The 26,689-nt window shown below is 65.6% G+C and carries 29 protein-coding genes and 1 tRNA gene; 18 read left to right on the forward strand and 12 right to left on the reverse strand.

Features of this window, described 5'->3' with window-relative positions:
- The first annotated feature begins 42 nt into the window (after positions 1 to 42).
- Both QP045_RS18485 and QP045_RS18490 read left to right on the forward strand, forming a co-directional pair.
- Positions 43 to 780, forward strand: coding sequence for an SDR family oxidoreductase (locus QP045_RS18485; protein WP_422516476.1), 738 nt, complete (start codon positions 43 to 45; stop codon positions 778 to 780).
- A gap of 88 nt (positions 781 to 868) precedes the next feature.
- The gene (locus QP045_RS18490) at positions 869 to 2,221 is read left to right on the forward strand and encodes a glycoside hydrolase family 27 protein (protein WP_422516477.1); all 1,353 of its coding nucleotides are present in this window, start codon (positions 869 to 871) and stop codon (positions 2,219 to 2,221) included.
- A gap of 56 nt (positions 2,222 to 2,277) precedes the next feature.
- Here QP045_RS18490 and QP045_RS18495 read toward each other — a convergent pair whose 3' ends face one another.
- Both QP045_RS18495 and ald read right to left on the reverse strand, forming a co-directional pair.
- Positions 2,278 to 2,499 (reverse strand): DUF3072 domain-containing protein, encoded by a 222-nt coding sequence (locus QP045_RS18495; RefSeq protein WP_422516478.1) that lies wholly within the window; start codon positions 2,497 to 2,499, stop codon positions 2,278 to 2,280.
- A 34-nt stretch (positions 2,500 to 2,533) separates the two neighbouring features.
- Positions 2,534 to 3,646 (reverse strand): alanine dehydrogenase, encoded by a 1,113-nt coding sequence (gene ald / locus QP045_RS18500; protein WP_422516479.1) that lies wholly within the window; start codon positions 3,644 to 3,646, stop codon positions 2,534 to 2,536.
- Between the two features lie 200 nt (positions 3,647 to 3,846).
- Between ald and QP045_RS18505 the strand changes: the two genes are divergently transcribed.
- The 5 genes from QP045_RS18505 (at position 3,847) to queE (ending at position 7,868) form a co-directional block, all read left to right on the forward strand.
- A complete protein-coding gene (locus tag QP045_RS18505) occupies positions 3,847 to 5,745 on the forward strand; it encodes a potassium transporter Kup (protein ID WP_422516506.1) in 1,899 nt (632 codons plus the stop codon).
- Positions 5,742 to 6,275 (forward strand): 2'-5' RNA ligase family protein, encoded by a 534-nt coding sequence (locus QP045_RS18510; protein ID WP_422516480.1) that lies wholly within the window; start codon positions 5,742 to 5,744, stop codon positions 6,273 to 6,275. The genes QP045_RS18505 and QP045_RS18510 overlap by 4 nt, the downstream gene beginning before the upstream one ends.
- 54 nt (positions 6,276 to 6,329) lie before the next feature.
- Positions 6,330 to 6,406 (forward strand) — tRNA-Met (locus QP045_RS18515).
- Positions 6,407 to 6,532: 126 nt separating this feature from the next.
- A complete protein-coding gene (queC, locus tag QP045_RS18520) occupies positions 6,533 to 7,219 on the forward strand; it encodes a 7-cyano-7-deazaguanine synthase QueC (RefSeq protein WP_422516481.1) in 687 nt (228 codons plus the stop codon).
- 16 nt (positions 7,220 to 7,235) lie between these two features.
- Entirely contained in the window at positions 7,236 to 7,868 is a 633-nt protein-coding gene (queE, locus tag QP045_RS18525) for a 7-carboxy-7-deazaguanine synthase (protein WP_422516482.1), read from the forward strand.
- Positions 7,869 to 7,889: 21 nt separating this feature from the next.
- On the opposite strand, the gene QP045_RS18530 is transcribed toward queE, so the two are convergent.
- The 3 genes from QP045_RS18530 to lipB form a co-directional block, all read right to left on the reverse strand.
- The gene (locus QP045_RS18530; RefSeq protein WP_422516483.1) at positions 7,890 to 8,564 is read right to left on the reverse strand and encodes a hypothetical protein; all 675 of its coding nucleotides are present in this window, start codon (positions 8,562 to 8,564) and stop codon (positions 7,890 to 7,892) included.
- A 248-nt stretch (positions 8,565 to 8,812) separates the two neighbouring features.
- Positions 8,813 to 9,082: a hypothetical protein gene (locus QP045_RS18535; protein ID WP_422516484.1), complete on the reverse strand. Its 270-nt coding sequence runs from the start codon at positions 9,080 to 9,082 to the stop codon at positions 8,813 to 8,815.
- A gap of 66 nt (positions 9,083 to 9,148) precedes the next feature.
- Positions 9,149 to 9,862: a lipoyl(octanoyl) transferase LipB gene (lipB, locus tag QP045_RS18540; protein ID WP_422516485.1), complete on the reverse strand. Its 714-nt coding sequence runs from the start codon at positions 9,860 to 9,862 to the stop codon at positions 9,149 to 9,151.
- Positions 9,863 to 9,898: 36 nt separating this feature from the next.
- Here lipB and QP045_RS18545 point away from each other — a divergent pair, with 36 nt between their 5' ends.
- Together QP045_RS18545 and QP045_RS18550 are read left to right on the forward strand one after the other, a co-directional pair.
- Positions 9,899 to 10,753, forward strand: coding sequence for a hypothetical protein (locus QP045_RS18545; RefSeq protein ID WP_422516486.1), 855 nt, complete (start codon positions 9,899 to 9,901; stop codon positions 10,751 to 10,753).
- Positions 10,750 to 11,481, forward strand: a complete 732-nt coding sequence (locus QP045_RS18550; RefSeq protein WP_422516487.1) for a hypothetical protein — start codon at positions 10,750 to 10,752, stop codon at positions 11,479 to 11,481. The genes QP045_RS18545 and QP045_RS18550 overlap by 4 nt, the downstream gene beginning before the upstream one ends.
- On the opposite strand, the gene QP045_RS18555 is transcribed toward QP045_RS18550, so the two are convergent.
- From QP045_RS18555 to QP045_RS18565, 3 genes are read right to left on the reverse strand one after another with little or no spacing between them, the layout of a single operon-like run.
- Positions 11,451 to 12,047, reverse strand: a complete 597-nt coding sequence (locus tag QP045_RS18555) for a GNAT family N-acetyltransferase (RefSeq protein WP_422516488.1) — start codon at positions 12,045 to 12,047, stop codon at positions 11,451 to 11,453. The two genes, QP045_RS18550 and QP045_RS18555, sit on opposite strands and share 31 nt — an antisense overlap.
- A 4-nt stretch (positions 12,048 to 12,051) precedes the next feature.
- Complete coding sequence (gene hemF / locus QP045_RS18560; RefSeq protein ID WP_422516489.1) at positions 12,052 to 12,894, reverse strand: oxygen-dependent coproporphyrinogen oxidase; 843 nt, start codon at positions 12,892 to 12,894, stop codon at positions 12,052 to 12,054.
- Between the two features lie 41 nt (positions 12,895 to 12,935).
- On the reverse strand, positions 12,936 to 13,406 hold the full coding sequence (locus QP045_RS18565; protein ID WP_422516490.1) for a tRNA (cytidine(34)-2'-O)-methyltransferase: 471 nt from the start codon (positions 13,404 to 13,406) through the stop codon (positions 12,936 to 12,938).
- Between the two features lie 228 nt (positions 13,407 to 13,634).
- Here QP045_RS18565 and petA point away from each other — a divergent pair, with 228 nt between their 5' ends.
- Genes petA through QP045_RS18585 form a run of 4 tightly spaced genes read left to right on the forward strand, consistent with a single transcriptional unit; the run spans position 13,635 to position 16,964 of the window.
- Positions 13,635 to 14,219: a ubiquinol-cytochrome c reductase iron-sulfur subunit gene (petA, locus tag QP045_RS18570; RefSeq protein WP_422516491.1), complete on the forward strand. Its 585-nt coding sequence runs from the start codon at positions 13,635 to 13,637 to the stop codon at positions 14,217 to 14,219.
- A gap of 13 nt (positions 14,220 to 14,232) precedes the next feature.
- On the forward strand, positions 14,233 to 15,537 hold the full coding sequence (locus tag QP045_RS18575) for a cytochrome b (RefSeq protein WP_422516492.1): 1,305 nt from the start codon (positions 14,233 to 14,235) through the stop codon (positions 15,535 to 15,537).
- 15 nt (positions 15,538 to 15,552) lie between these two features.
- Positions 15,553 to 16,419 (forward strand): cytochrome c1, encoded by an 867-nt coding sequence (locus tag QP045_RS18580; RefSeq protein WP_422516493.1) that lies wholly within the window; start codon positions 15,553 to 15,555, stop codon positions 16,417 to 16,419.
- A complete protein-coding gene (locus QP045_RS18585; RefSeq protein ID WP_422516494.1) occupies positions 16,416 to 16,964 on the forward strand; it encodes an adenine phosphoribosyltransferase in 549 nt (182 codons plus the stop codon). The genes QP045_RS18580 and QP045_RS18585 overlap by 4 nt, the downstream gene beginning before the upstream one ends.
- Here the strand turns inward: QP045_RS18585 and QP045_RS18590 are convergent.
- From QP045_RS18590 to QP045_RS18600, 3 genes are all read right to left on the reverse strand, one after another.
- A complete protein-coding gene (locus QP045_RS18590) occupies positions 16,961 to 17,869 on the reverse strand; it encodes a DMT family transporter (protein ID WP_422516495.1) in 909 nt (302 codons plus the stop codon). The genes QP045_RS18585 and QP045_RS18590 overlap by 4 nt on opposite strands.
- Before the next feature lie 170 nt (positions 17,870 to 18,039).
- A complete protein-coding gene (locus QP045_RS18595) occupies positions 18,040 to 19,059 on the reverse strand; it encodes an NAD-dependent epimerase (RefSeq protein WP_422516496.1) in 1,020 nt (339 codons plus the stop codon).
- Complete coding sequence (locus QP045_RS18600; RefSeq protein WP_422516497.1) at positions 19,059 to 20,420, reverse strand: UDP-glucose dehydrogenase family protein; 1,362 nt, start codon at positions 20,418 to 20,420, stop codon at positions 19,059 to 19,061. Before QP045_RS18600 ends, QP045_RS18595 begins: the two co-directional genes overlap by 1 nt.
- 463 nt (positions 20,421 to 20,883) lie before the next feature.
- On the opposite strand from QP045_RS18600, the gene QP045_RS18605 reads away from it, so the two are divergent.
- The 5 genes from QP045_RS18605 to QP045_RS18625 all read left to right on the forward strand — a co-directional run bounded on the left by QP045_RS18605 (position 20,884) and on the right by QP045_RS18625 (position 26,287).
- Complete coding sequence (locus QP045_RS18605) at positions 20,884 to 22,173, forward strand: EAL domain-containing protein (RefSeq protein WP_422516498.1); 1,290 nt, start codon at positions 20,884 to 20,886, stop codon at positions 22,171 to 22,173.
- Positions 22,170 to 24,671: an ATP-binding protein gene (locus QP045_RS18610; RefSeq protein ID WP_422516499.1), complete on the forward strand. Its 2,502-nt coding sequence runs from the start codon at positions 22,170 to 22,172 to the stop codon at positions 24,669 to 24,671. Before QP045_RS18605 ends, QP045_RS18610 begins: the two co-directional genes overlap by 4 nt.
- Positions 24,672 to 24,737: 66 nt before the next feature.
- Positions 24,738 to 25,130, forward strand: a complete 393-nt coding sequence (locus tag QP045_RS18615) for a response regulator (RefSeq protein ID WP_422516500.1) — start codon at positions 24,738 to 24,740, stop codon at positions 25,128 to 25,130.
- Positions 25,131 to 25,381: 251 nt separating this feature from the next.
- A complete protein-coding gene (rpsU, locus tag QP045_RS18620) occupies positions 25,382 to 25,588 on the forward strand; it encodes a 30S ribosomal protein S21 (protein ID WP_422516501.1) in 207 nt (68 codons plus the stop codon).
- Between the two features lie 120 nt (positions 25,589 to 25,708).
- Positions 25,709 to 26,287: an FKBP-type peptidyl-prolyl cis-trans isomerase gene (locus QP045_RS18625; RefSeq protein WP_422516502.1), complete on the forward strand. Its 579-nt coding sequence runs from the start codon at positions 25,709 to 25,711 to the stop codon at positions 26,285 to 26,287.
- A 40-nt stretch (positions 26,288 to 26,327) separates the two neighbouring features.
- Here the strand turns inward: QP045_RS18625 and QP045_RS18630 are convergent.
- Positions 26,328 to 26,689: transposase (locus QP045_RS18630; RefSeq protein ID WP_422516503.1), on the reverse strand; the 362-nt coding region annotated here is incomplete at its 5' end.

Below are 26,689 nucleotides of genomic sequence, written 5' to 3' on the forward strand. Positions count from 1 at the left end.
CTCCAGGCCAGCGGCGGTCGCTGGCAGGATGGAGAAAACAACATGTCCGACCTTCACGAGAAGATCATCCTGATCACCGGCGCCAGCAGCGGCATCGGCGAGGCGACGGCGCGGCTGCTCGCCGGTGCCGGTGCTCACCTGATGATCGGTGCGCGGCGCACGGATCGCCTCGAGCGCCTCGCCGCAGAGATCGAAGCCGCCGGAGGCACGGTCGCGTGGCAACGGCTCGACGTCACCGATGCCGCGAGCTTTGCAAGCTTCGTGGACGCAGCGGTCGAGCGCTACGGGCGCGTCGACGTGCTGGTGAACAACGCCGGCATCATGCCGCTGTCGCCGCTCGCCGCGCTCAAGACCGACGAGTGGGAGCGGATGATCGACGTCAATATTCGCGGGGTGCTGAACGGTGTTGCAGCCGCGCTTCCGGGCTTCATGGAGCAGGGCTCCGGCCAGTTCGTGAACGTGGCGTCACTTGCCGGCCATTATGTCGTGCCGACTTCGGCGGTTTATTCCGCGACGAAGTTTGCGGTCTGGGCGATCACCGACGGTATCCGTCGCGAACATAACAACATTCGTGCGACCATCATCTCGCCGGGTGCGGTGGAGTCTGAACTGGCGGACACGATCACCCATGCCGAGACCATGAAGGCGATGGACGTGTTCCGCACATCGATCCTGAAGGCGGACGCCATCGCGCGCGCGATCCTGTTCGCGGTCAGCCAACCTTCGGACGTCGATGTCAGCGAGATTATCGTTCGCCCCACGGCCAGCGACGCGATCTGAGGCGACGGCGCCTTTTCTCTCGCGCGTAGCTCTGGCGCCCCATCGCTGGTAGCGGTGGGGCGTCAACGATAAGGAAGAGGGAGAGGGCATGCTGATCGGCCGAAGGGACCTATTGACTGCAAGCGCGGCGGGCGTCGCGGCTACCGCGCTGCCAGCCGCCGCCCGCGCGGGCCAGACCGCGCAGGGATCGGCACCGACACTCGCGGCGACCCCGCCGATGGGCTGGAACAGCTGGAACAGCTTTGCCACCACCATCACCGAAGCACAGGCTCGCGAAACCGCGGCCATCATGGCCGCCAAGCTGCTGCCCTTCGGCTATGACATCTTCACCGTCGACATCCAGTGGTACGAGCCGAACGCGTCGAGCTACACCTATAACAGCAAGCCGGTGCCGGCGATGGACGGCTATGGCCGGCTGCTGCCTGCGCCCAATCGCTTCCCGTCGAGCAGCCGCGGCCGGGGGTTTGCGCCACTGGCGTCGGACGTCCACGCACTTGGCCTGAAATTCGGCGTCCACCTGATGCGCGGCATTCCCCGGCTGGCGGTCGAGCGCAACCTGCCGGTCCTCGGCACCCGCGTGCGTGCCCGCGATATTGCCGACACCAGCAGCACCTGCGCATGGAACCCGGACATGTACGGCGTCGACATGACGAAGCCGGGTGCGCAGGCCTATTACGACAGCGTCTTCCGACTTTTCGCCTCCTGGGGCGTCGATCTGGTCAAGATGGACGACATGAGCCGTCCCTACGATTCCCGCGCCGCCGAGATTGAGGCCGCGCATAAGGCGATCGCGAACTGCGGCCGGCCGATGATCCTGAGCCTGTCGCCGGGCGAGACACCGGTCGGGCGGGGCGAGCACGTCCAGCGCTTTGCGCAGATGTGGCGCATCAGCGACGACTTCTGGGACGAGTGGCCGCTGCTGGAGGCGCAGTTCACTCGGTTCGAAAACTGGAACCCGTGGCGCCGACCCGGAGCGTGGCCGGATGGCGACATGCTGCCGCTCGGTCGCCTGGCGCTGGGCGAGCGCGACACCAAGTTCACGCCCGACGAACAGCGGACGTTGATGACCCTGTGGTCGATCGCGCGTTCGCCGCTGATCATGGGCGGCGACCTGCGGCATCTGGACGCGCCGACGCTGGCGCTGCTCACCAATCGCGAGGTGCTGGCCGTGAACCAGGCGAGCACGGACAACCGGCCCCATTTCCTCGCCGATGGCGTCCGCATCTGGTCGGCGCGGCCGGCTGATGGCCGCGGTCGCTATGTCGCGCTGTTCAACACCAGCAAGACGGAGCGCGAAGTGGTCGTCCCGCTTCGCGATCTCGGCCTCGCAGGCTCGCAGCCAGTGCGGGATTTGTGGGAGGGCAGGGCGCTGGCCCCGGCAACGGACCGGCTGGCGCAGCGCATCCCGTCCCACGGGGCGGGGCTCTACCGGCTCGGCTGAACGCAGCGCACGGCTTGGTGCGAGAAGGTGCCGCCACCCGCAGGTGGCGGCGCCGTTCAATTCGCCCCGCGGCCGGTTTTTTCCTGAAGCGCATCAATGCGCTTGGATGCGTCGGCCTTGCTAAGCGAGTCGTCAAAGCCTTCCCCGGCCTCCTCGCTCAGGGTCTTGAGGTAAGAGGCCTGGGCGCCGGTCATCGGTTCGTCGCCCGTAGTCCAGTCGTCGGGATCCTTTTCCGCGTTGGAGAAGGGCTCGCTCTTGGGGTTGTGGTCCGCTGTCATGGGGATCTCCTTCCCCCCGACAACGGCTTTGTTCTCATTCCGTTCCGTGCCATTCACCAAACGGGAGGGAGAGCGCCTCGGCGACTGCGGGGTGCCGGATCTTGCCGTTGGAGACGTTCAGCCCGGCCGCCAGATGGTGGTCGGCCGACATCGCTGCCTCCGCGCCGAGCTTTGCCAGCCGCATCACGAACGGCAGCGTGGCGTTGTTGAGGGCGAATGCGGAGGTGCGGGCGACCGCGCCGGGCATGTTGGCGACGCAATAGTGGATCACGCCTTCCTCCACGAAGACCGGATCGTCGTGGGTGGTCGCGCGCGAGGTCTCGAAGCAGCCGCCCTGGTCGATCGCGATGTCCACGAGCACGCTGCCGCGCTTCATCGTCCGCAGCATTTCGCGCGTGACCAGCTTCGGGGCGGCGGCGCCCGGCACCAGCACCGCGCCGATCACGAGGTGCGCGCGCGCCACGGCCGAGGCGATCGCCGCGCGAGAGGCATAGGCGGTCTTGATCTGGCTGCCGAAGTGTAGGTCGAGCTCCGCCAGACGCTCGTTGCTGATGTCATAGATCGTGACGTCGGCCCGCTGCCCGACTGCCATCTGCGCAGCGTTGATGCCGGAGACGCCGCCACCCAGGATCGCGACTCGGGCCGGCGCGACGCCGGGTACGCCGCCCAGCAGGACCCCGCGTCCGCCCTGTTCCTTTTCCAGATAATGCGCGCCGACCTGGATCGACATGCGGCCGGCCACTTCGGACATCGGCTTCAGCAACGGCAGCGATCCGCTGTGCGACGTCACCGTCTCATAGGCGATGCAGGTTGCGCCGGAACGCATCAGCCCCTCCGCCTGCGGCTTGTCGGCGGCAAGGTGGAGGTAGGTGAACAGCGTATGCCGCGGCTCCAGCAGGGCGATCTCGGAAGGCTGCGGCTCCTTCACCTTCACGATCATGTCGCTTTGGGCGAAGACGGCCGCCGCGTTGTTCACGATCTGTGCGCCCGCCTCGACATAGTCCGAGTCGGTGAAGTCGATCCCAAGGCCCGCGGAAGTCTCGACAATGACCTCGTGCCCCGCGCCGACCAGTTCCGCCACAGAAGGGGGCGTAAGGCCGACGCGATATTCATGGTTCTTGATTTCCTTTGGAACTCCGACGCGCATAAACCTCTCCGAACGCTATGATGGCGGTGCTATAGCCCGCGCTTACCCGGCTGTCGTGTTGCGAGCGCATGTTGCGCGTGCTAACGGCCGGCGCCTTTGGGGCGGATTGGTAGCGGTTCAGCAATGGTATTGTTTCACACGATCCTGCGATTGCCGCGCCGGTGAGCCCTCCGGCTGCTGCCCCGGCAGGGGCTGCCCTGCTGCCGTCCGACCGGAGCGAGGAGGGCCACGCCCATTCCCGCGAGCAGGCGACATGGAAGCTGATGCTGGGCGCGGTCGGTATCGTCTTTGGCGATATCGGCACCAGCCCGCTGTATGCGTTCCGAGAAACCTTCGACGGCCACCACAAGCTCGCGCTCGACCCGCTGCACATCATGGGCGTCATCAGCCTGATGTTCTGGTCGATGATGATCGTGGTGACGCTGAAGTACGTCTCGATCATCATGCGCGCCGACAACAAGGGCGAGGGCGGCAGCCTGGCGCTGCTGGCGCTCGTGTCCGGCCGCACCAAGGGTAAGCGCTGGACCAGTGGCATCGTGCTGCTCGGCGTGTTCGCGACGGCGCTGTTCTACGGCGACAGCATGATCACGCCTGCCGTCTCCGTGCTCAGCGCGGTCGAGGGTGTCGCGATCGCAGCGCCGGCCTTTGCCGGGCTGGTCCTGCCACTGGCCGTGATCATCCTGGTGGCGTTGTTCTCGATCCAGCGCGGCGGCGCGTCGCGGGTCGGCGCCTTCTTCGGTCCGATCATGATCGTCTATTTCACCGTGATCGCGGTGCTGGGCATCCTCAGCATCCTCGACACGCCGACGATCCTGCACGCGTTCCTGCCGACCTATGCGTTCAACTTTTTCGTGCAGGATCCGCTTCCTGCTTTCCTGGCGCTGGGCTCGGTCGTGCTGGCCGTGACCGGGGCTGAGGCGCTCTATGCCGACATGGGGCATTTCGGGCGCCGGCCGATCGCCTTCTCGTGGCTGTGGATCGTGCTGCCGGCGCTGATGGCCAATTACATGGGCCAGGGCGCGCTGCTGATGCGCGAGGGCGCGGCCGCCCTGGAGAGCCCCTTCTACATGCTCGCGCCCGAAGCCTTCCAGTTGCCGATGGTGTTCCTGGCCACCATGGCCGCGATCATCGCGAGCCAGGCGGTGATTTCCGGCGCCTTCTCCGTCACGCAGCAGGCGATCCAGCTGGGCTTCATCCCGCGCCTGCGGATCGACCACACCAGCGCAGTCACTGCGGGTCAGATCTACATCCCGCTCATCAACTGGGCGCTGATGGTGATGGTGATCCTGCTGGTGCTGACCTTCCGCACCTCGTCCAACCTGACCGCGGCCTATGGCATCGCGGTGACGGGGGCGATGCTGATCGACACCTGCCTGCTGGCGGTGCTGCTGTTCGGGCTGTGGCGCTGGCCCGCCTATTACGCGCTGCCGCTGCTCGCGGTGTTCTTCCTGGTCGATGGCGCCTATTTCGCCGCCAATCTGACCAAGGTGCCGGATGGTGGCTGGTTCCCGCTGATGATCGGCGTGATCGTCTTCGTGTTGCTAACCACCTGGGCCAAGGGGCGCAAGCTGATGATCGAGCGGCTGCGCGAATCGGCGATGCCGATCAAGGTGTTCATCCAGTCCGCCGCCAGCTCCGCAAGCCGGGTGCCGGGTACCGCGGTCTTCATGACGTCGACGCCGGACGGCGTGCCCCATGCGCTGCTCCACAACCTCAAGCACAACAAGGTACTCCACGAGCGGGTCGTGCTGCTGACCGTGAAGATCACCGACGAACCCTTTGTTTCCGAAGAGAAGCGCGTGCTGGCGGACGACCTGGGGCAGGGGTTCCACCGGCTGATCCTGCGCTACGGCTTCATGCAGGACGCCGACGTCCCTGCTGCGCTGCGCCAGGTGAAGATCGCGGGGGGTGACTTCCGGATGATGGAAACCAGCTTCTTCCTAGCCCGCCAGACCCTGCTGCCCTCCTCGCGGCCGGGCATGATGATCTGGCGCGAAAAGCTGTTCGCCTGGATGCTGCGCAACGCGGAAAGCGCCATGGAGTTCTTCCGGCTACCCACCAACCGGGTGGTGGAGCTCGGCAGCCAGGTCGAGATTTGACCGCGAGCGCGCCTGCCGCTTCGGCTCAAGGCGCCCCGATCATCGTCTCGGCGCTGTTCGGGGCGGCCGACCATGCCGCGCTCGACAGCCTTCGCCGGCGCCACTTTCCGCCCGAACGCAACCAGCTGCCGGCGCACCTCACGCTGTTCCACCACCTGCCGCCCCAGCTTGCGCCTGAGCTGCGCCAGCGGCTGGCGGCGGAGACGCGGGGGCTGCCGGCACCCCGGGCGCGGATCGCGGGGCTGCGGAACCTGGGTCGCGGGGTGGCGCTCCGCATCGAATCGCCGGAGCTGGAGGACATTCGTGCCCGCCTGGCCGACGCGTTCGCAATGCTGCTGACGCCACAGGATCGCGCCGGCTGGCGTCCGCACGTGACCATCCAGAACAAGGTGGAGCCCGCCGAAGCCCGCGCGCTGCAGCTGGTGCTGGAGGCAGATTTCCGCCCACGGCCGCTCGTGATCGCGGGGTTGGCGAGCTGGTGGTATCGCGGCGGCCCCTGGGAGCCGATTTCCCGTCAAATGTTCGCTTGACCGAAGGGAACGGCCTTCGTATAGGCCCGCCCTCGCCACGGCGAGTGCCCATGGGGCGGAGTAGCTCAGTTGGTTAGAGCAGCGGAATCATAATCCGCGTGTCGGGGGTTCAAGTCCCTCCTCCGCTACCACTTCAATGATCGTCAGCCGCCCAATGCGGGACGCGCCTCTGAAGAAGGGGGCGGCGCAGCAACGCGCGATCGTACTGTTTCACAATGGTTGCGGATTGGTCCCTCAAGGCCTAGCGGAGCGGCATCATGACCGATCAGCCCTATGCCGTCGCCCTTGTCTCGGGCGGCCTCGACTCCATGGTTTCCGCCGCGCTCGCGCGAGAGGCCGGATACCGGCTCCTTGCCCTTTCGGTGGACTATAACCAGCGCCACCAGATCGAACTCGCCGCGGCCGCCCGCGTGGCGGAAGCGCTGGGTGCCGAGCGGCACGTGACGCTTTCCCTGGACCTGTCCGCGTTCGGCGGGTCGGCGCTCACTGCCGACATCGCAGTGCCCAAGGACGGGGTCGCCCCCGGCATCCCCATCACCTATGTGCCCGCCCGCAACACCATCTTCCTGAGCCTGTCGCTGGGCTGGGCCGAGGCAGCCGGCGCGCGCGATCTCTTCATCGGCGTCAATGCGCTCGACTATTCGGGCTATCCCGACTGCCGCCCCGAGTTCATTGCGGGCTTCGAGCATCTGGCGGCGCTGGCCACCAAGGCCGGCGTGGAAGGCGAGGGGTTCCATATCCACGCGCCGCTGCAGCACATGACCAAGGCGGATATCGTCCGCGAAGGCACCCGGCTCGGCCTCGACCTGGGGATCAGCTGGTCGTGCTACGACCCGCAAGGCGATCTCCATTGCGGCCTGTGCGACAGCTGCCGGCTGCGCTCGAAGGGCTTTGCGGAAGCGGGCGTGCCCGATCCGACCCGCTACGCCACCACTGCGGCCTGACGGGAGCGCCGCCGCCGTGAGCTACGCCGTCAAGGAGATGTTCCTGACGCTGCAGGGGGAGGGCGTGCACGCCGGCCGCCGGGCGGTGTTCGTGCGCTTCGCAGGGTGCAACCTGTGGAGCGGGCGCGAGATCGACCGCGCCACCGCCGTCTGCCGCTTCTGCGACACCGACTTTGTTGGCACCGACGGTGAGGGCGGGGGCAAGTTCGCCGACGCTGCTGCCCTGGTCGCGTCCGTGGAGGGGTTCTGGGGTGCGGGAGCCAGCGACCGCTTCGTCGTCCTGACGGGCGGCGAGCCCATGCTGCAGATCGACGATGCGCTGGTGGAGGCGCTGCACGCGGCCGGTTTCACCATCGCGATCGAAAGCAACGGGACGCTGGCGGTGCACCCGGGCATCGACTGGGTGTGCATCAGCCCAAAGGCTGGCAGCACGGTGGTTCAGCAGCGCGGCGACGAGCTCAAGCTGGTGTGGCCCCAAGCAGGCATCGACCTGGATGAGGTCGAGCGGTGGGAATTCGCCAATTTTCTGGCCCAGCCGCTCGACGATCCGGCTGCCGAGGCGAACCGGGAGGCTGCGGTGGAGCTGGTGCTTGCCCGGCCGAAGTGGCGGCTGTCGCTCCAGACCCACAAGCTGCTCGGGTTGCGCTGAGGCGCCACCCGAGCGCGTTCGTTACCCGAGGAGCGGGTAGCCGCCGCAGCGCTTGACCCATTCGCCCTTCTTCCAGCACTTCGGCCGGGTGAGCGGCTCCATGTTGGCGAGCGGGCGCTGGTAGATGCCTCCGGGGAACTGCTGTTCGCCCGCCGGCACCAGGCTGTTGCGCAGCTTGCGCATGCGCTGTTCCGCAAGGGTGCCGAACCCGCCCTTGGGCGCGAACACCGCTTCCTGGCCGATCTCGCCCGCCGCCTGGCAGAAGTTGAGCTGCGCCGACACGGTCGAAAAGCTCGAATAAACGCGGGTTCCGAACTGGTCGAGCGCCGTCTGGCCTTCCTTCTTCGTCTTGGCCGTGCGCTCGAAATACTTGCCCAGCAGTTCGTAGCTGCGCTTCAATTCATCGGCATGGGTGTCGAGAAGGTCGTTATAGTTGTTCAGCGTCAGGAGCGTAGGCTCGAACTGGCACTGGAGGGCCGCCACGTTGAGGGCGGCGCGCAGGTTCCACGCCAGTGCCGCGCGCTGCTCCTCCGCGGTTGCGCCGGGGAGCGCCTGAACCGTCATTCCGGGGTCGGCGCCGGTCACGCTCGGACCCGACAGGTCGGGCGATTTGAAAAAGAACTGGGCCGAGGCGGGGGCAGCGTAGGTCGCAGCCGCGAAAGCGGCGGTGGCGATCAGGGTTCGCACTGACTTCATGGGATCCTCTCAAGCGCCCAAAAGGGGGCGCCACGAGGACGAGGTACGGGGTTTTGGCCCCCGCAGCCAATAGGTTTTTTCCATTATCGCCGGATCGGCGAATTCGCATCCAGCTGCTTGGAATTCCAGCGAATAATCGAGGCGGTCATGACACCCCGGACGCGGCCGCGAGAAGCATCGGTCATCCAAAAACAAAGGCCGCCCGGTTGCCCGGACGGCCTTTGCGTAACAGACGTCGAAACGTCTGATTACATCGCGTTGGTCATCGTGTCGTTGCCCAGCGCGGTGTCGTTGGCGAGCATCGTGTCGTTCGCCAGCATCGCGTCGTTGCCCATGGCGCCGTCAACGGCGGTCATGTTGTCGGTCATCGTGCCGTCGAGCGTCGTGTCGGTCGAGTTCAGATCGGTGACGATCGTGTTCTCGTTGGTGGTCTCGGTCGAATCGCCGCAAGCTGCGACCATCAGCGCCGCGCCGGCGACCATCGAGCTGGTAACGATCTTGGAAATGATTGCGCGCATGTAGAGCTCCCTAAACAAGTGGTTTGGCGGCTTATCTGCCGTTTAATACCCAACCGGAGATGGACATTAGTCGGTTCCCCTCCCACCCTCAAGCGGGATTTCGCAGGATGCGGTGAGTGACGCGAGCAAAGCCGGAAATTCCAGCAAAAGTGCGGTGTCGAAGCTCTCCGGCCGGGCATCCCTGCCGAGCTGTTCCAGACTGGTTACTGGGAATTCGGGAAGCCCGCACGGGACGATCCCGCCGAAGTGGCTCAGGTCCGGCGAGAGGTTCACCGAAAAGCCATGAAACGTCACCCAGCGGCGGACGCGCACGCCTATCGCGCCGATCTTTGCCTCCTGGCCGCCGTCGCGGGTCCAGATGCCGATCCGTTCCGGCACCGAAAAGGCTTCGACGTCGAGCCTGGCGAGCGCACGGATCACCCATTGCTCGACCGCGTGGACGAAGCAGCGCACGTCGCGCCCGCGCCGGGCAAGGTTCAGCATGACATAGCCGACCCGCTGACCGGGACCATGATAGGTGTATCGGCCGCCGCGCCCGGCCGGATAGACCGGGAAGCGCGCATCGAGCAGTTCGGCCGGATCGGCGCTGGTGCCCGCGGTGTAGAGCGGGGGGTGTTCGACCAGCCAGACGAGTTCCTGCGCGGTGCCGTTGGCAATCGCGGCGGCGCGCCCCTCCATCGTGGCGAGTGCCAGGGGATAGTCGGTGAGACCCGGTTCGATGCGCCATTCCGGTGCAGCGGGCGGGGCCGGCGGCGTGGGGGAGGGATCTTGGCTAAGCATTGGCAAGCCCCGGTAGCATGGGTACAGCCGCACGTCATGCAGGCAGTGGAGAGCGCGGCGCCGATCGGCGCCACCGTGGAGATGGAGCGGGTGTGGGATGGCACCACCGCCTTCGTCCGCGCGAACCCGGCGCCGTTGCTGGCGATTGCGGTCCTGACGCTGTTCGTCCCCGGCGTGCTCGCCGGCCTCGCCGAAGCGGCAACATCGCGCAGCGACGGCGGCGCCGGAAGCGGGTGGATGCTCGTTCGCCTGGTCGCAGCACTGCTGACGCTGTGGGGAGAACTCGCCATCGTCGCGTTGGCGATACAGCCGCGCAGCGTGCGTGCCGCGCTTGGACAGGCAGGATTGCGCCTTCCGGTGGTGATCGGTTTCGCCATCCTGCTCAGCCTGGTGTCGGTGCTGCTCGCCGTGCCGGCGGTCGTGATCCTGAGCATCTATAGCTTCGACTTCGTGGCGGCGGCCGAGGGCGGCACCCTCGAGCCCGAGGTGGCAGCCACGGCCTGGATCATCCTCTACACGCTGGTGCTGTTGCCGGTGCTGCTATGGATCGGTGCCCGGCTGAGCCTGGTCCTCCCGGTGGTGGTGGGGGAGCGACGTGGCCTGCGGGCAATCTCGCGGTCGTTCACGCTGACCCGGGGCCTTGCCGCGAAGATCATCGGCATGCTGCTTCTCTACGGCATCGTCTCGCTGGTGCTGACCGCCGCCGTGCGGTTCGGCACCGGTACAATTTTTGCCATCGCGTTCGGCGGCGATGACGGCCTTGGCGCGGCATCCGTGCTGACGCTGATGCTCACCGCGGCGGTGGAAACGGTCATGGCGGTGCTGCTGTGGGCGTTTACCGGCAAACTCTACCTGGCAGCACGCGAACGATACGAAACGGCGGGTCGATGAAGCTGAATATGGGTGCCGTGGTCGGCGGCGCATGGAAACTATGGCGGAGCGAGCGCGCGCTGTTGCTACCGATTGCGGGTGTGTTCCTGATGTTGCCCACCGTGATCGGTACGGTGTGGATGGTGCCGCCGCCGGCAGCCACCGACCCCGCTGCGCCGGCAGACCTGGCGACGTTGGTGGAGGGGATGCAGGGCTATGTCTCTGCAAACCTTCACTGGCTGTTGCTGGAAACGGTGATGGGCCTGTTCGGCATGGGCGTGATCCTGGCCCTGTTCCTCGACGGCTCGCGGCCGACCGTGGCGGAAGCCATGCGCGTGGCGCTGCGCCGCTTCCCGGCCCTGTTGCTGGCCCAGATCGTCTGCCAGTTCGCCGTGGTGCTCGGCCTCCTCGCGTTCCTTATCCCGGGGCTCTACGCGGTCGGCCGCATCTTCCTGATCCCCGCCGCGATTATCGCGGAGCCGCGTCGCGGCGCCGTCGACGCGATGGCGCGCGGTCTCCAGCTTACCGCCGGGAACGGCTTGGCGCTCCTGGGGCTGCAGGCGATGTTCTATTTTGCCGCGCAGGTCGTGATCGCGCTGGCGAGCACGTTTACCAGCCTGGGGCAGGGCAATCCCGTCGCGGTTGCGGTCGGTGCGCTAATTGCCGGGGCGGCCAACGGCGGCATGGCCCTGGCCTATGCGCTGTTGCGCGTCACCGCTTATCGGGAAGCGACGGCCAGCCGCGGATAATGCGGGGCGGCATCGGGCGACAGGATGCCCGATGCGCGCGGGTCGGCGAAAGTCTCCACCGTCCGCTTGAACGGAACGAAGCCGCTCGCCCGGTAGAACGCGAGCGCGCGGGGGTGGTCGAGGGTGCAGGTGTGCACCCACAGCCGCTCCACATCCTTGCGCCACGCGAGCGTGAGGGCATGGGCCATCAGCCAGCGGCCGAGCCCGCGTCCCACCAGCTCCGGAACCAGTGCGAAATAGGACAGCTCGCACTCGCCGGCGCGGCGATGGTCCAGCTCCAGCAAACCGACCTCGATGCCGCGCCGGTCCACGACCGCATACACCGAGATCCCGGGATCGTGGACGATCGCGCGCAGCCGATCGTCGTCCATCACCAGCCGAGAGAACCACAGCCAGGGTTCGCCGACCCGCCGGAACAGCGCGCGATAGTTCCCAAGGTCCGGCGCGGGCCAGTGGACCAGCCGCAGCGGCGCGTCCGGCAGCGGGCGCAGGGGCGGGCGGCTGCGCATCTCCAGCGACGTGACGACCGTCGCGACCTCGTCGGGGCGGAGGGGGATCAGCCCCACCGCATCAGCTCCAGGTCGCCATCGGCGGCAGGCTCATCAGGATCGCGTCGATGTTACCGCCGGTCTTCAGGCCGAACAGCGTGCCCCGATCGCAGACGAGGTTGAACTCGGCATAGCGGCCGCGCCATTCGAGCTGACGGGCGCGATCGGCGGCGTCGAAGTCCTGCCGCATCCGGCGGCGCACCAGCGCGGGATAGATCGACAGGAACGCCTCACCCACATCGCGGGTGAAGGCCAGGTTCGCCTCGAAATCGCCTTCGAGATGGTCGTAGAAGATTCCGCCGACGCCGCGGTGGACGTTGCGGTGGGGGATGAAGAAATATTCGTCCGCCCATTGTTTGAAGCGCGGATAATAGGTCGGATCATGCCGGTCGCACGCCGTCTTCAGTGCCGAGTGGAAGTCGGCGGTATCCTCCGCATAGGGAATCGGCGGGTTGAGGTCGGCGCCGCCGCCGAACCAGCGCTTGGTGGTGACCAGGAAGCGCGTGTTCATGTGCACGGCCGGTACGTGCGGGTTGGCCATGTGGGCGACCAAGCTGATGCCGGTGGCGAAGAAGGCAGGGTTTTCTCCCGCGCCGTGGATCGACTGGGCAAAGCTGCCCTCCAGCGTGCCCGCGACGGTGGAGACGTTGACGCCGACCTTCTCGAACACGCGGCCCTTCATCAGCCCGCGAACGCCGCCGCCGCCGTGGCCCCCGCCCGAATCGACCCGGTCCCACGCACTATAATCGAACGTGGCGTTCGATCCGGCCTCACGCTCGATGGCTTCGAATTCGGCACAGATGCGGTCGCGTAGCAGCTCGAACCAGGTACGTGCGGCAAGCTGCTGGGAGTCCAAGGGTTCCATCGCGCCGACTTAGCTGCGCGGTACGGCCGAAGTCGAGAGTGTCAGCGAAACTCCGGGGCATGCGCTTTCGGCCAACTCGCCGTCTGGCGCAGCACTTCGCCCAGGACCATCGCGCCCGCGACCGCGACGTTGAGCGAGCGCATCGCCGGCCGCATCGGGATGAAGACCGCAAGGTCGGCGGCGGCATGGACCTCCTCTGGAACCCCGGACCCCTCCGATCCGAGCAGCAGCGTGTCGTCGGCCTCGAATCGGGCCTGGGGCAGGGGAACTGCGCCGCGGGTGGTGAGCAGCACGAGCCGGCGCGGCACCTGTGTGCGGAATGCCTCCCAGTCAACGTGGCGTACCACCGATGCCTGCGCGGCATAGTCCATCCCGGCGCGGGCGAGCGCCCGGTCGCTCCAGGGAAAGCCCATCGGCTCGATCAGGTCGACGCCCACGCCCAGGCACGCACCCAGCCGAAGCACGGTGCCCACGTTCCCGGCTATGTCTGGCTGAAACATTGCAATCCGCACCGTACGGCTTTGCCTTGCCTCAAACTCTTGTGCAACGAGGTCGTGTAAGGGCGGCCCACAGGCAGTGTTTGGTCGGGGGCAGTTGGCAAATACGTTCCCCCGCGTCTATCACGTTGCCGGGGCGCCGCGTTCGGGGCGACTTGACGCAGCCGAGTAGATGGTAAGGCTGCCTGTAGTTCTCTGAGACGCATTCGCGTCAATTGGTTTGGTTGCAGGGGCAAGTAGCGCATGGCGAGAATAGACGAGGTTCCCCCCGGCGGATCGCCCGGTTTTCACGAAGAAGATGCGATCGAGAATCCCCGCCGGCGTGATTACCTATCCATTGCCGCGGTGTCGTTTGCAGGCGTGGGAGCGGGCGTGATCGCGCTTCCGCTCATCAACCAGATGAGCCCGTCGGCAGACGTGCTGGCGCTCTCCACGACCGAGCTCGACCTTTCGGCGATCGAACCGGGACAGGCGATCAAGGCTTCGTTCCGCAAGCAGCCGCTGTTCGTGCGCAACCTTACGCCGCAGGAGATCGAGGCCGCCAACAAGGTGCCGCTGTCGGACCTGCGCGACCCGCAGACGCTTGCCGAGCGGACCAAGGAAGGCAAGGCTAACTGGCTGATCACGCTGGGCGTTTGCACCCATCTGGGCTGCGTGCCGCTGGGCGCGGGCGAGGGCGAGAACAAGGGGCCGTTCGGCGGCTATTTCTGTCCCTGCCACGGCTCTGCCTATGACACGGCAGGCCGCATTCGCCAGGGACCGGCGCCGACGAACCTGTCCGTTCCCGAGTATAGTTTCACGTCCGACACGACCGTTCTGGTCGGTTGAGGAAGGACCCGAGATGAGCTTTCCCTGGGCCCAGCATTACGAGCCGAAGCACCCGCTGATGCAGTGGGTGGACAGCCGCCTGCCGCTGCCGCGCTTTGTCTACAACGCCATCGGAGGCGGCTACCCCGTCCCGCGCAACCTCAACTATTTCTGGAATTTCGGCATCCTGGCCGGTGCCGCGCTGATGATCCAGATCGTCACCGGCGTCGTCCTGGCGATGCACTATGCCGCCAACGGCGCAGTCGCGTTCGACTCGGTCGAATCGATCATGCGCGACGTCAACGCCGGCTGGTTCCTCCGCTACGCCCACGCCAACGGGGCCTCGATGTTCCTGGCGGTGGTCTACATCCACATTTTCCGCGGGCTGTATTACGGCTCGTACAAGGCGCCACGAGAGATGGTGTGGCTGCTGGGCGTCACCATCTTCCTGCTGATGATGGCTACCGCCTTCATGGGCTATGTGCTCCCCTGGGGGCAGATGAGCTTCTGGGGTGCGCAGGTCATCACCGGCTTCTTCTCGGCGATCCCGGGTATCGGCGAGACCATCCGGATCTGGCTGCTGGGCGGCTATGCGCCGGACAACGCCGCGCTCAATCGCTTCTTCTCGCTCCACTATCTGCTGCCGTTCGTGATCCTGGGGGTCATCATCCTCCATATCTGGGCGCTGCATATCCCGGGTTCGAGCAATCCGACCGGGGTAGAGGTGAAGTCGGAGCAGGACACGGTCCCGTTCCACCCCTATTACACCGCCAAGGACGGCTTCGGCCTGGGCGTGTTCCTGATCGTGTTCGCAGGGCTGCTGTTCTTCGCACCGAACTATCTGGGTCACGCGGACAACTACATCCCGGCAAACCCGCTCTCGACGCCCGCGCACATCGTGCCGGAATGGTATTTCTGGCCGTTCTACGCGATCCTGCGCGCCTTCACCGTCGACTTCATCATCCCGGCAAAGCTGTGGGGCGTGCTGGCGATGTTCGGCTCGATCCTGCTGCTGTTCTTCCTGCCGTGGCTGGACCGGTCGCCGGTGCGTTCGGCGAACTATCGCCCCATGTACCGCTTCCTCTTCTGGGTGCTGGTGGTCGACGTCCTGGTGCTGGGTTACTGCGGCGGTGCGCCGGCGGAGCCGGCCTACATCATCGCGAGCCAGATCGCGGCGGCCTACTACTTCCTGCACTTCCTGGTGCTGGTTCCGATCGTGTCCGCGCTCGAGCGTCCGCGGCCGCTGCCCAACTCCATCACCGAAGCGGTGCTGGAAGGGAAGAGCGGCTCCCGCATGCGCGAAACTGCAGTGACCGGCTCGCCAGCCGTCGCCGAATAAGGGGCATCGACCTACATGATCTCTTCCCTTTTCCGGGTGGCGTTGCGCAACCTGAACATCATCATTGGGCTGGCGTTCGCAGGCGTCCTGATGCTGGCGCTCGTCTCCACCATCTATGGCTTGGTGACGGAGCCGGCGGCACCGACGGCCGAGCATGAGTTCCATCGCGAGGCCAAGCCGCTGAAGCTTGCCTCCGACGGGCCCTTCGGCCGTTTCGACAGGCAGCAGCTCCAGCGCGGCTTCCAGGTGTACAAGGAGGTTTGCGCCGCCTGTCACTCGCTGCGCCTGGTCGCGTTCCGCAACCTGAGCGATCTCGGCTATAACGAGGCCGAGGTGAAGGCGATCGCCAGCCAGTGGGCGATCCAGCAGCCGAGCATCAACCCCGAGACCGGCGAGCCGGCGACGCGTGCCAACATCCCGTCGGACCGCTTCCCGCTGCCGTTCCCGAACGACGTGGCGGCGCGTGCGGCGAACAACAACGCGATCCCGCCGGATCTCTCGCTGATCACCAAGGCGCGTGAAGGCGGGGCGGCGTATATCCACTCGCTGCTGACCGGCTATCAGAACCAGCCGGCCGAACTGCTGCACGAGTTCCCGGGAGCGAAGACGCCGGAAGGGCTACACTACAACCCGTACTTCCCGAACCTGAATATCGCCATGCCGCCGCCGATCACCAGCAACGATCAGGTGACCTACCAGGACGGCACGCGCGCGACGGTGGACCAGATGTCCAAGGACGTGTCTGCGTTCCTGGTGTGGACGGCGGAGCCCAACCTCCAGACGCGGCATCAGGCGGGATTGGCGACCATCCTCTTCCTTCTGATCTTCTCGCTCCTTACCTTCGGCGCCTATCGCAACATCTGGCGAGGCGTGAAGCATTGACCCAAGCCGACAGCGCCGCCGACGAAATTCGGCGGCGCATCCGGACGATCCCCGACTTTCCCAAGCCGGGGATCCAGTTCCGGGACATCACGACCCTGCTGCTCGACCCCGATGGCCTGCGCCTCGCCGTCGAGCAGATGGTCGCTTCGGTCGAGGGGCCGATCGACCTTGTGGCGGGGATCGAGGCGCGCGGCTTCGTGTTCGCGCCTGCCGTTGCCCTGGCGCTCGGCGCGGGCGTGTTGCTGGTCCGCAAGGACGGGAAGCTTCCGGGCGCGACGATCGCCGAGGATTACGCCCTCGAATATGGCACCGACCGGATCACCATCCATGCGGACGCCTGTGCACCGGGGGCGCGCGTGTTGCTCGTCGATGACCTGATCGCCACGGGCGGCACTGCGCGGGCCGCAGTGCGCCTGCTGCGCAAGGCCGGCGCGATCGTCACCCAGGCCTCGTTCGTGATCGACCTGCCGGCTTTGGGCGGCGCCGAAGCACTGCGCAGCGACGGCATCACCGTCCAGACGCTCGTTTCCTACGAAGGCGACTAAGCTTCGTCGACCGCAGCCGCCGTCTTTACCTTTTGGCGGCCCAGCCGGTGTTCGCGCCACACGATGAAGAGCCCGCTTGCGACGATGATGGGCGCACCCATCCAGGTGGAAGTGCCCGGCAGGAAGCCGAACAGCACCCAGCCGTAGATGGTTGCCCAGACCAGTCCCGAATAATCCATCGGCACCACCACTGCGACCGGGGCGTAGCGCATCGCGGCGGTGAGGGCGATCTGCCCCATCCCCCCAATTAACCCGATGGACACCAGGATTCCCCAGGTGGCCGCGTCATGCGGTTTGAGGTTGAAGGCATAGGCCAGCGCCAGCGGCGGCACCGACAGCAGCGAGAACCAGAACACCGTCGTGCCGCTGTTCTCCGTGCGGCCGAGCTGGCGCAGGAGGATCGCCACGATCGCCACGAACAGCGCGGCGAGTAGCCCGACCATCGCGCCGAAGGGGGAGACGTGATGGCCCGAGCCGGGCTGTGCCACCACCAGCACTCCCAGGAAGCCTACCAGCACCGCGGTCCAGCGTTGCCAGCCGGTGCGCTCGCCCAGCACCAGCGCGCCCAGAATGGTGGCGAAGATCGGCACCGTGAACTGGAAGGTCGTCGCCTCTGCCAGCGGCAACAGCATCACCGACCCAAAGGTGAATACCATGCCCAGCAGACCCACGGCGGAGCGGCCGAGATGGGCCTTGAACCGGTGTGTGCGTAGCGACGCGAGTCCCGGTCCCGCGGCGACGAACGCGATCACGACGGGAAGGGCGCAGAACTGGCGCCAGAACATGGTTTCGAACAAGGTCGCCCCGCGCGTCTCCGCAAGCTTCACCAGCGCCGACATCGTCGAGAGGAAGAAGATCGCGAGCAGCCGCAGGCCAACGCCCTTGAGAATGGTGTCGCCCGACATGGCGGCGGCTTTAGGGGCGGTGGGTCGGCGGCACAACCGATGCCGGTGTGCGGGAGGATCAGGGGAGGGCTCTATCGGCCCCGCCCGCTATTCTCTGGGGGAAGGGCAGGGATGATGCCTCGGCGCTTCCGACCGGGAGGAGCGCGCGATGTTCAGCTAAGACTGTCGTTTTACGCCGGAGCTTGAGCCCGCCACTCGCGAAACCATTCCACGAACGCTCCCACGCCCTGCTCGATCGGAGTGTTCGGCACATAGTCGGTCAACCCCCGCAGCAGACTTGGGTCGGCATAGGTGCGGGGTACGTCGCCGGCCTGCATGTCCATCATGTTGAGCTTGGCCGTGCGGCCGGTCGCACCCTCGATGGTGCGGATGAAGTCCATCAGCGGTGTCGGCTTCCCGCCGCCGATGTTGACCACGCGGAACGGCGCCTGGTGTGACAGGGAGTCGATCACGCCCTCGTCCCGGATCCGGTTTTCTTCGGCAGGCGGGAGGTCGGCGAGGCGGACCACCGCTTCGACGAGATCATCGACATAGGTGAAGTCGCGCGCCATCTGGCCATGGCCGTACACGTCGATCGGGCGGTCGCTCAGAATGGCGTCGGTGAACTTGAACAGCGCCATGTCCGGGCGGCCCCACGGGCCATAGACCGTGAAGAAGCGGAACATGGTGCTGGGGACACCGAACAGGTGGGCGTAGCTGTGCGCCATCGCCTCCATGCCCTTTTTGGTGGCCGCGTAGAGGCTGAGCGGCTCGTCCGCGCGGTCCGCCTCGCTGAACGGCACAGTGGGATTGGCACCATAGAGCGAGGAGGTGGAGGCCATCAGCAGATGCTGCGGCTGGAGATCGCGGGCGAGCTCCAGCACGTTCCACGAGCCGGTCAGGTTGCTCTCGACATAGGTGCCCGGCGCCTCGATCGAATAGCGTACGCCCGCCTGGGCGGCGAGGTGGATGATCACCTCGGGCTCCGCCATCTCGGCCGCCTGGTACAGCGCCGACCGGTCTTGCAGCATCCCCTCGACCATATGAAATCGATCGGACTGCTTGAGCACGGCGTTGCGGGCCTGCTTGAGCCGCGTATCGTAATAGCGCGTCATACCGTCAAAGCCGGTGACGTCGTGCCCATCCGCCAGCAACCGGCGCGCGAGATGGAACCCGATGAAACCAGCCGTGCCGGTAATCAGGACCCGCATCAGCCTGCGGCCGCTTCCGCCGGGGACGCCCCGCCCTGGCTTACGGGCATCGAGTGGCCGGGGCGTCCGACGCCGCGATAGGTGAAGCCTGCCGCCTCAACCGCTTCGGGGTGATAGACGTTGCGAAGGTCTACCATCACAGGTTGCGCCATGATGCCCTTCAGCCGCTTGAGGTCGAGCGCACGGAACGCGTCCCATTCGGTGGCGATCACCACGGCGCAGGCGCCCTCTGCTGCGGCATAGGCCGAGTCGGTATAGACGATGTCCGGCATCAACTCGCGGGCGGCGTCCATCCCCTCCGGATCATAGGCGCGCACGATTGCGCCGGCATCCTCCAGAACCTGAACAATGGAGAGCGCCGGCGAATCGCGCATGTCGTCGGTGTTCGGCTTGAAGGTGAGGCCCAGCAGCGCGATCGACTTGCCGCGTACCTCACCCCCGAGCGCCGCGATGACCTTGCGCGCCATGGCACGCTTGCGGGTGTCGTTCACCGCCACCGTGGTTTCGATCAGCCGGATCGGCGCCTCGTGGTCTTGCGCGGTCTTCACCAGCGCCAGCGTGTCCTTGGGGAAGCACGACCCGCCATAGCCGGGGCCGGCGTGCAGGAATTTAGAGCCGATGCGGTTGTCGAGGCCGATGCCGCGCGACACGTCCTTCACGTCGGCGCCCACCTTTTCGCACAGGTCCGCGATCTCGTTGATGAAGGTGATCTTCATCGCGAGGAAGGCGTTGGCGGCGTACTTGATCAGCTCGCTGGTGCGCCGTGCCGTGAACAGCACGGGCGAGCGGTTGAGGAACAGCGGCCGGTAGACCTCTTCCATCGGCCCGCGTGCGCGCTCGTCCTCAATGCCGACGACGATGCGGTCGGGACGCTTGAAGTCCTCGATGGCTGCGCCTTCGCGCAGAAACTCCGGGTTGGAGGCGACGGCGAACTCGGCGGTCGGGTTTACTTCCCGGATGATGCGCTCCACCTCGTCACCGGTGCCGACCGGCACGGTCGATTTGGTGACCACGACGGTAAAGTCCTTGAGGGCGGCACCGATTTCGCGCGCCGCATCATAGACATAGGAAAGATCGGCATGGCCGTCGCCACGACGAGACGGCGTGCCCACGCCGATGAAGACGACGTCCGCTTCTCCCACAGGACCGGTGAGTTCGGTGGTGAAGGATAGGCGACCTGCCGCGACGTTGCGCGCAACCAACTGCTCCAGGCCAGGCTCATAGATGGGAACGCCGCCTGCGCGCAGTTTGGCGATCTTGGTCTCGTCCTTGTCGACGCAGACCACGTCATGACCAAAGTCGGCAAAGCACGCGCCCGAGACAAGGCCGACATATCCCGATCCGATCATCACAATACGCATGCTTGGTCTTCCTCTTTGTCGCGGAAACGGCCCGGCGCCGCCGGAACTTGCTCCTGCACATATGGAGGAAGGGCACGGCTGGGAAGGTTGGAATGGCTCCTGTGCGGAGGCACGCGCTTGGCGCGGTGCGCAGGGAAGCGCAGCAACAACGAAAAAGGCCGCTCGGATGAACCGAGCGGCCTTTTGTCAATCAACGGCCGTCGACGACCGGAGTGACCTTACCAGGGGTAAAGGTCCTGGCCGTAGCTGCGCTTAAAAAGTGCGAAGATTGCGAACATCTTAGGTCTCCTCGGCTGCTGCTGTTGCATGGTTAAAACAAAACTAACCCTAACGCAACATTAATCATCACGAGTGGTGAAATTAACCAGAGCTTCAATCCTGTGTGGGATGGATGGCGGCTATGACACCGCCCTTGCTCTCCTCCGGCTTGCGGACTGACAGAGTTGGCGTCCCGGTCGAAAGGTTGGGGGCGGACGTGCTGCCGCGCGAGGAAGCGGGTGCAGATACGCCTCCCAAGGTGCTGAGGGTTCTCCTTCTCTTGGAACTGGAGAACTTCCCGGCGTTACGGCGTCAGCTCGGGGTCGCGCGTGCTGACACCATTGCCGGGGAAGTGGTCGTGCGCTGCGATGTCGCGCTTCCCAACAGTCGAGCGTGGACGCTTTCGCACCGTCTTGTTGCTGTCGTCTTTGAAGCTGCAGAATCTAGGGCCGGTGAGGCTGCGGTCAGCCGATTGCAGGAAGTTTTCAGGCAGCCCTTCGATTTCTACGGTGAACATCATCTGATTCGCCTCCGTGTCGGCGGGGCCACGGCGCGGAACTTCGACTGCGACGAGGTTCGCCTTGTCGAGGGTGCTGAAAAGGCCTTGGTCGAAGCGCGCGAGCAGGGCCGGGATGTCCTTCATGATGTGGTCGAGGATGATCCAGGTATCGATCCGCTGGAACTGATTCAGGAACTTCCCCGCGCGATTCGGGACGGAGAAATCTTCCTTCAGTACCAGCCGAAAGTGCACGTCCGCCGGCAGCAAGTGTCTAGTGTCGAGGCGCTGGTCCGATGGCGGCACCCGGTGAGAGGGCTCGTGCTTCCAGGCGACTTCATCCCCGCTGCGGAGCAAAGCCGGGCGATAGGGGAGTTGACCCTGTGGACGCTCGAACGGGTGCTTGAGGATCAGCGGTCACTCGCTGCCGCCGGGTACGATATCCCAATCTTCGTCAACGTGTCGGGCGTGCTCCTTGCCGACGCCTGCTTCGTGGATGAAGCCTGTCGCGTCGTTGCAGGACATGGCGCCAAGCTCGGGTTCGAGATCACCGAGACCGCGGTCATCCGGGATCCCGCCAGCGCGATCCGCCATCTTCAGCGCTTCGCCGACATCGGGGTCACGATCGCCATCGACGATTACGGAGCGGGGCTTTCCTCGCTAGCGTATTTGAAGCAGCTGCCCGCCCGAGAGCTTAAGATCGACAAGCTTTTCGTCACCCAGCTGACCAGCAGTAACCGCGATCCGCTGATCGTGCGGTCGACCATCGATCTCGCGCACGCCCTGGATATGGAAGTCACGGCCGAGGGTGTGGAGACGCCAGCTGCTATGGCACTCCTCGGGGTGATGGGCTGCGACATGGTTCAGGGTTACCTCATCAGCAGGCCAGTGGAGCTCGACCTCCTCTTGGTCTTTCTGGAAGAATCCTCCCATCTTCAGGTCCTCAATACGCAGCGCTTGTCCTTCCTCCGGTCGGACCGCCTTTGGAAGACGGGATGAGCGCCAGGTTGCTTCGTTGCTTCGGCATCGAACATTTCTGCTCGGGCGTCATTCTCTTGGTGGGTGTCTGCGCCGGGCTGGGGGGGGCGACAGCTTCTGTCGCATATGGAGCGGAGGCGGCTTCGCCCGATCGCTCCACGAAAGATCTGCTGGATCAGGCGGTGGCAGCCCTGGTCGGCGACCCTGAGCGGGCGATCCAGCTCAGCAGAACGGTGCAGAGCCGGGCGCGTACGCCAGGGAACGCTGACCCCATTGCGGTTCTGACAGCCGATTGGATCGAGGCTGAAGCGACATTCCGAATGGAGTTAACCACCGACTCCAGTCGCCGCATGATCGAACGTGTCATCGCGCAGATGGATAAATTGAACGCGCCTGCCAAGCTGCGGGGTAACGCTCTTCTCACCCGAGGCGCGATCAACCAGGAAGATGGACGCGGAGCGTTGGCTCTTGTGGACTTCCAGGAGGCCTACCGTCAGTTCGTTCGTGCCCACGACAGGCGCAGCGAAGCGCTGGCATTGATCCGTCTCGCCTCCCTGTACCGCGAGGCGGACTATCTCGACGGTGCGCGCCGTTACTTTTTGCAAGCTCTTGAAGCGGCGTCCGGCGATCGCGGCGTCAGCTATGCAATCTATAATGGTCTTGGGAACGTTCTGAATGAGCGCAGCCGCTATTCAGAAGCGTCGGTCGCCTTCGCGAAAGCCCTTGAGTACTCTCCTCGAGGTGATCCTGTACGGGCTCGTATTCTCGTCAACCTCGCTCGTGCGAGGCTAGACGCCGGAGAAGTCGCGAAGGCTCGGTCAAACCTGGCTGAGGCGATGCAGATCATCCAAGGGTCTGGGCGGGGTGAGGTCCGCGCGCAGATCTACGCCGTCGCGGCGCGCGTCGAACTTGAAGATGGTAACATTTCTCGAGCACGGGCGCTCATCGAGCAAAGTCTCGGCGGGCTTCCCCTAAGCGAAACTACGCTTCCAATGCGAGACGTCCACATCGTCGCTGCACAGATTTACCGGCGTAGCGGCGAGCCCGCCAAAGCGGTGGAGCATCTGCTCGCCCTGCGGCGCTTGGATGGGCAGGCCCTCCAGATCTCGACCTCCGCCAAGGCGGCCCTGATGGGTGCCCGGTTCGACTTCCAGAACCAGGAACTGCGGATCGCGCGCCTGAAAGCCGAGGAATTGCGCCGAAACGTCGAGGCGGAACGGCAGCGCACACGCCTCCAGCAGATCATGTTCGGCGGGGTTGCTGCCGCGGTGGCGGTGCTGATCGCAATGCTCAGTTTCGGATTGATCACTATCCGGCGGAGCCGCAACGAAGTTCGTGCCGCCAACGTCGATTTGGCGGTCGCCAACGCATCCCTTGAGAAGGCGCTGACGGCCAAGACGGAATTCCTGGCCACAACCAGCCACGAAATCCGCACGCCCCTCAATGGCATTCTCGGGATGACGCAGGTGATGCTTGCCGACCCCGACTTATCTCCCGCCACGCGCGAACGCGTCGATGTTGTCCACGGCGCGGGCATGCGGATGCGCGGCATGGTCGATGACATTCTCGACGTTGCGAAGATGGAGAACGGCAACTTCACCATCGATGCCATGCCGGTCGATCTTCCTGCGACGCTTCAGGAGGCCACGCGGCTTTGGGAAGAGCAGGCACAGGGGCGCGGGATCGCCTTCTCGCTCGAACTGGGCGATGCGCCGCACTGGGTGGAGAGCGATCCGACAAGGCTGCGCCAGATCGTATTCAATCTGCTGTCCAACGCGCTGAAGTTCACCCACCGTGGCAGCATCGGGGTTCGCGTATCCGCTGTCGGCGAAGGTGCGACCCGGCGGCTGCGGATTGCGGTCTGGGACACCGGAATCGGCATTCCGGCGGACAAGCACGCGCAGATCTTTGAATCCTTCCGCCAAGTCGATGCCGGGACCACCCGCCAGTACGGTGGGACCGGGCTAGGCCTCACCATCTGCCGTAACCTCGCTGTCGCGCTGGGCGGTCACATCGACGTGGAAAGCGTGGAGGGTGAAGGTTCGACATTCACCGTCGATCTGCCCCTGATTGAAGTGCCGGCACCGGCCGCTGCGCAGGGCGTCGGCGGCTCCGAAGGGATGCTCGTGTTGGATCGAAATCCCATCGTCCGCGGCATGATGAAGACGCTGTTCGCGCCGCATGCACCTGACCTCCGCTTTGCCAGCACGCCGCAGGAGGCGCTGGACGCGCTCGCGAGCGGCGGCATTGCCCGGGTGCTGATCGACGAGGGCGCTCTGGAAGCGAATGACGACGCCGTTGCTCGGGTCATGACGCTCGTAGCGGCAACCCGGGCATCGGGGGTTGCCACCGCGATGCTCTGGCCGAACCTGGATCTCGCCACGCGAACGACGTTGCTGGCGGCCGGGATCGACCAGGTGATCGCGAAACCGGTGTCCGGTGCTAAACTCGTTGAGGCCCTGTTCACGACGAACGGCAGGGGATCGGCCGAATCACCCCTTGTTTCGCGCGCCGCATAACGCAATAGCCTTGGGAACCATGCCCCTGCTGCAGACCCTCGCCATGCCGTCCAGGATCAGGGGGCGATGAATATTCTGTTTATCGAAGACGACGCGATGAACCGCAGGGTCGTGCGTGACATGCTCGACGTTGCCGGCGCCACCATGGCGGAAGCGGACCGAGCCGAAGAAGGGCTTCGTCGCATCGACGAGGAGGACTTCGACGTCGTGCTGGTGGACCTGCGCATGCCCGGCATGGACGGGTTGGAGGCGATCGGTCACATCCGCGCGCGTGAGGATGCCAAGCGCGACCTGCCGTTGATCGTCGTGACGGCGGACACCGCGCTCGACCTGCGTGAGCGGTGCATCGCAGCCGGTGCGGACGAAGTCCTGTTCAAGCCCGTCGCCATGGAAGCGCTGTTCGACGCGATCGGCCGGATCCTGGCCAGCAAGTCGGACGAGGACGCGATTCTCTTCTGATCGGTTGCGCGGCGGGGAATGCGTCGCCATCTCTACAGAATAGCGTGTCGGCGCCGGTTCGGAGCCGCAGCGCCGCCGGGCGCCGCCTATGTGGCGACACGGCAAGGCTTTTGCAGCGATTCCTCTTCGCTCCCGAGAGGGAAAGGGGTTGAACGGGGCTTTGGCCACTGGTAGGGGCAGCGCATACCGCCGCGGCCCGCGCTCCGGCGACCATTTGCTATTGCACGAACGAATCGGAGTTAGACGGCCTCATGCAAATCATCGTCCGCGACAACAACGTCGACCAGGCTCTGCGCGCGCTCAAGAAGAAGCTGCAGCGCGAAGGCGTGTATCGCGAGATGAAGCTTCGTCGTCACTACGAGAAGCCCAGCGAGAAGCGCGCTCGTGAGCGTGCAGCGGCCGTGCGTCGCGCTCGCAAGCTCGAGCGCAAGCGTGTCGAGCGCGACAACGCCCGGTAGGTTCCTGCATCCGGCGCCCGGCTTCGGGCGTCGGATGTTGTCGCTCTTTCAGAATCGCCTTCTTCCTCATCGCCGTCCCGGCGCCGAGTCGGGCGCCTGACAAAAGCGGGATCGCCGTCCATGTCCGTTACTGCCGTCCCGCTCCAGCCCGTAAAGCGGAGCTACCTCGTCTGGCTGTGGCTGGGCATTGCGCTGACCGTTGCTGTCGCTGCCGCGCTGGCATGGGCAGGAACCACCCGTGGCGAGACCACCGCTTCCGGCCTGCGCTATGAAGTGATCGAGCCGGGCTCCGGGCCGACTCCGACGGATGACGATGTCGCGCTGATCAACTATGTCGGCAAGCGTCCGGACGGCAGCGTTTTCGATCAGAACCAGCAGACCCCGATGCCCGTGCGCGGCGTCGTGCCCGGCTTTGCCGAGGCGCTGAAGATGATGCCGAAGGGCTCCAAGTACCGTTTCTGGATCCCGCCGCACCTCGGCTATGGCGCGCCGCGCCCCGAAGGCGCTCCGCCGCTGACCGGTGAGGCCGCGGAACTCGCGAAGATCCCGCTCCAGTTCGACGTCGAGCTGCTCGATTTCATTCCTGAGGCAGTCCTGCGCCAACAGATGATGCAGCAGATGATGCAGGGCGGTGGCGGTCCGGGTGGGCCGGGCGGCGCTGGTCCAGGTGGCGCAATTCCCCCGGGTCCGGGCCGCTAATAGCCCGAGACGTCTGGCGGGCGACTAGAGCGGTTTTCGATCAGTCTGCATCGTAGCCGCAGTTGGGGAAGAAGTTGGCGCATTCCTGTGGCGAGTAGAGGTCGAGGATGCGGCCGATGGCGTTCCATAGGCCATGGATGGTGCGCTCGGCAGCCTTGCGCAGATGCGCCTTGAGTTTCGCGAACGCCTGTTCGATCGGGTTGAAGTCGGGGCTGTAGGGCGGGAGGAACAGGAGCCTGGCGCCGACGCTCTCGATGGCGGCGCGCACGGCGGGTGCCTTGTGGCTCGACAGGTTGTCCAAGATGACCACGTCGCCGCTGGCGAGTTCGGGCACGAGGACGCGGGTGACGTAGGTGAGGAACGCGTCGGCGTTCATGGGCCCGTCGAGCACCCACGGCGCGA

This window comes from Sphingomonas sp. 3-13AW, from assembly GCF_049311085.1.
GTDB lineage: Bacteria > Pseudomonadota > Alphaproteobacteria > Sphingomonadales > Sphingomonadaceae > Sphingomonas.

Coding starts and splice junctions, on each gene's coding strand:
- QP045_RS18610 (WP_422516499.1), top strand. CDS start 22,170: ATGAGCGCCAGGTTGCTTCGTTGCTTCGGCATCGAACATTTCTGCTCG.
- QP045_RS18625 (WP_422516502.1), top strand. CDS start 25,709: ATGTCCGTTACTGCCGTCCCGCTCCAGCCCGTAAAGCGGAGCTACCTC.
- QP045_RS18485 (WP_422516476.1), top strand. CDS start 43: ATGTCCGACCTTCACGAGAAGATCATCCTGATCACCGGCGCCAGCAGC.
- lipB (WP_422516485.1), bottom strand. CDS start 9,862: ATGCTTAGCCAAGATCCCTCCCCCACGCCGCCGGCCCCGCCCGCTGCA.
- QP045_RS18535 (WP_422516484.1), bottom strand. CDS start 9,082: ATGCGCGCAATCATTTCCAAGATCGTTACCAGCTCGATGGTCGCCGGC.
- QP045_RS18575 (WP_422516492.1), top strand. CDS start 14,233: ATGAGCTTTCCCTGGGCCCAGCATTACGAGCCGAAGCACCCGCTGATG.
- hemF (WP_422516489.1), bottom strand. CDS start 12,894: ATGGAACCCTTGGACTCCCAGCAGCTTGCCGCACGTACCTGGTTCGAG.
- QP045_RS18615 (WP_422516500.1), top strand. CDS start 24,738: ATGAATATTCTGTTTATCGAAGACGACGCGATGAACCGCAGGGTCGTG.
- QP045_RS18590 (WP_422516495.1), bottom strand. CDS start 17,869: ATGTCGGGCGACACCATTCTCAAGGGCGTTGGCCTGCGGCTGCTCGCG.
- QP045_RS18490 (WP_422516477.1), top strand. CDS start 869: ATGCTGATCGGCCGAAGGGACCTATTGACTGCAAGCGCGGCGGGCGTC.
- QP045_RS18600 (WP_422516497.1), bottom strand. CDS start 20,420: ATGCGTATTGTGATGATCGGATCGGGATATGTCGGCCTTGTCTCGGGC.
- ald (WP_422516479.1), bottom strand. CDS start 3,646: ATGCGCGTCGGAGTTCCAAAGGAAATCAAGAACCATGAATATCGCGTC.
- QP045_RS18545 (WP_422516486.1), top strand. CDS start 9,899: ATGCAGGCAGTGGAGAGCGCGGCGCCGATCGGCGCCACCGTGGAGATG.
- rpsU (WP_422516501.1), top strand. CDS start 25,382: ATGCAAATCATCGTCCGCGACAACAACGTCGACCAGGCTCTGCGCGCG.
- QP045_RS18550 (WP_422516487.1), top strand. CDS start 10,750: ATGAAGCTGAATATGGGTGCCGTGGTCGGCGGCGCATGGAAACTATGG.
- petA (WP_422516491.1), top strand. CDS start 13,635: ATGGCGAGAATAGACGAGGTTCCCCCCGGCGGATCGCCCGGTTTTCAC.
- QP045_RS18530 (WP_422516483.1), bottom strand. CDS start 8,564: ATGAAGTCAGTGCGAACCCTGATCGCCACCGCCGCTTTCGCGGCTGCG.
- QP045_RS18495 (WP_422516478.1), bottom strand. CDS start 2,499: ATGACAGCGGACCACAACCCCAAGAGCGAGCCCTTCTCCAACGCGGAA.
- queC (WP_422516481.1), top strand. CDS start 6,533: ATGACCGATCAGCCCTATGCCGTCGCCCTTGTCTCGGGCGGCCTCGAC.
- QP045_RS18595 (WP_422516496.1), bottom strand. CDS start 19,059: ATGCGGGTCCTGATTACCGGCACGGCTGGTTTCATCGGGTTCCATCTC.
- QP045_RS18580 (WP_422516493.1), top strand. CDS start 15,553: ATGATCTCTTCCCTTTTCCGGGTGGCGTTGCGCAACCTGAACATCATC.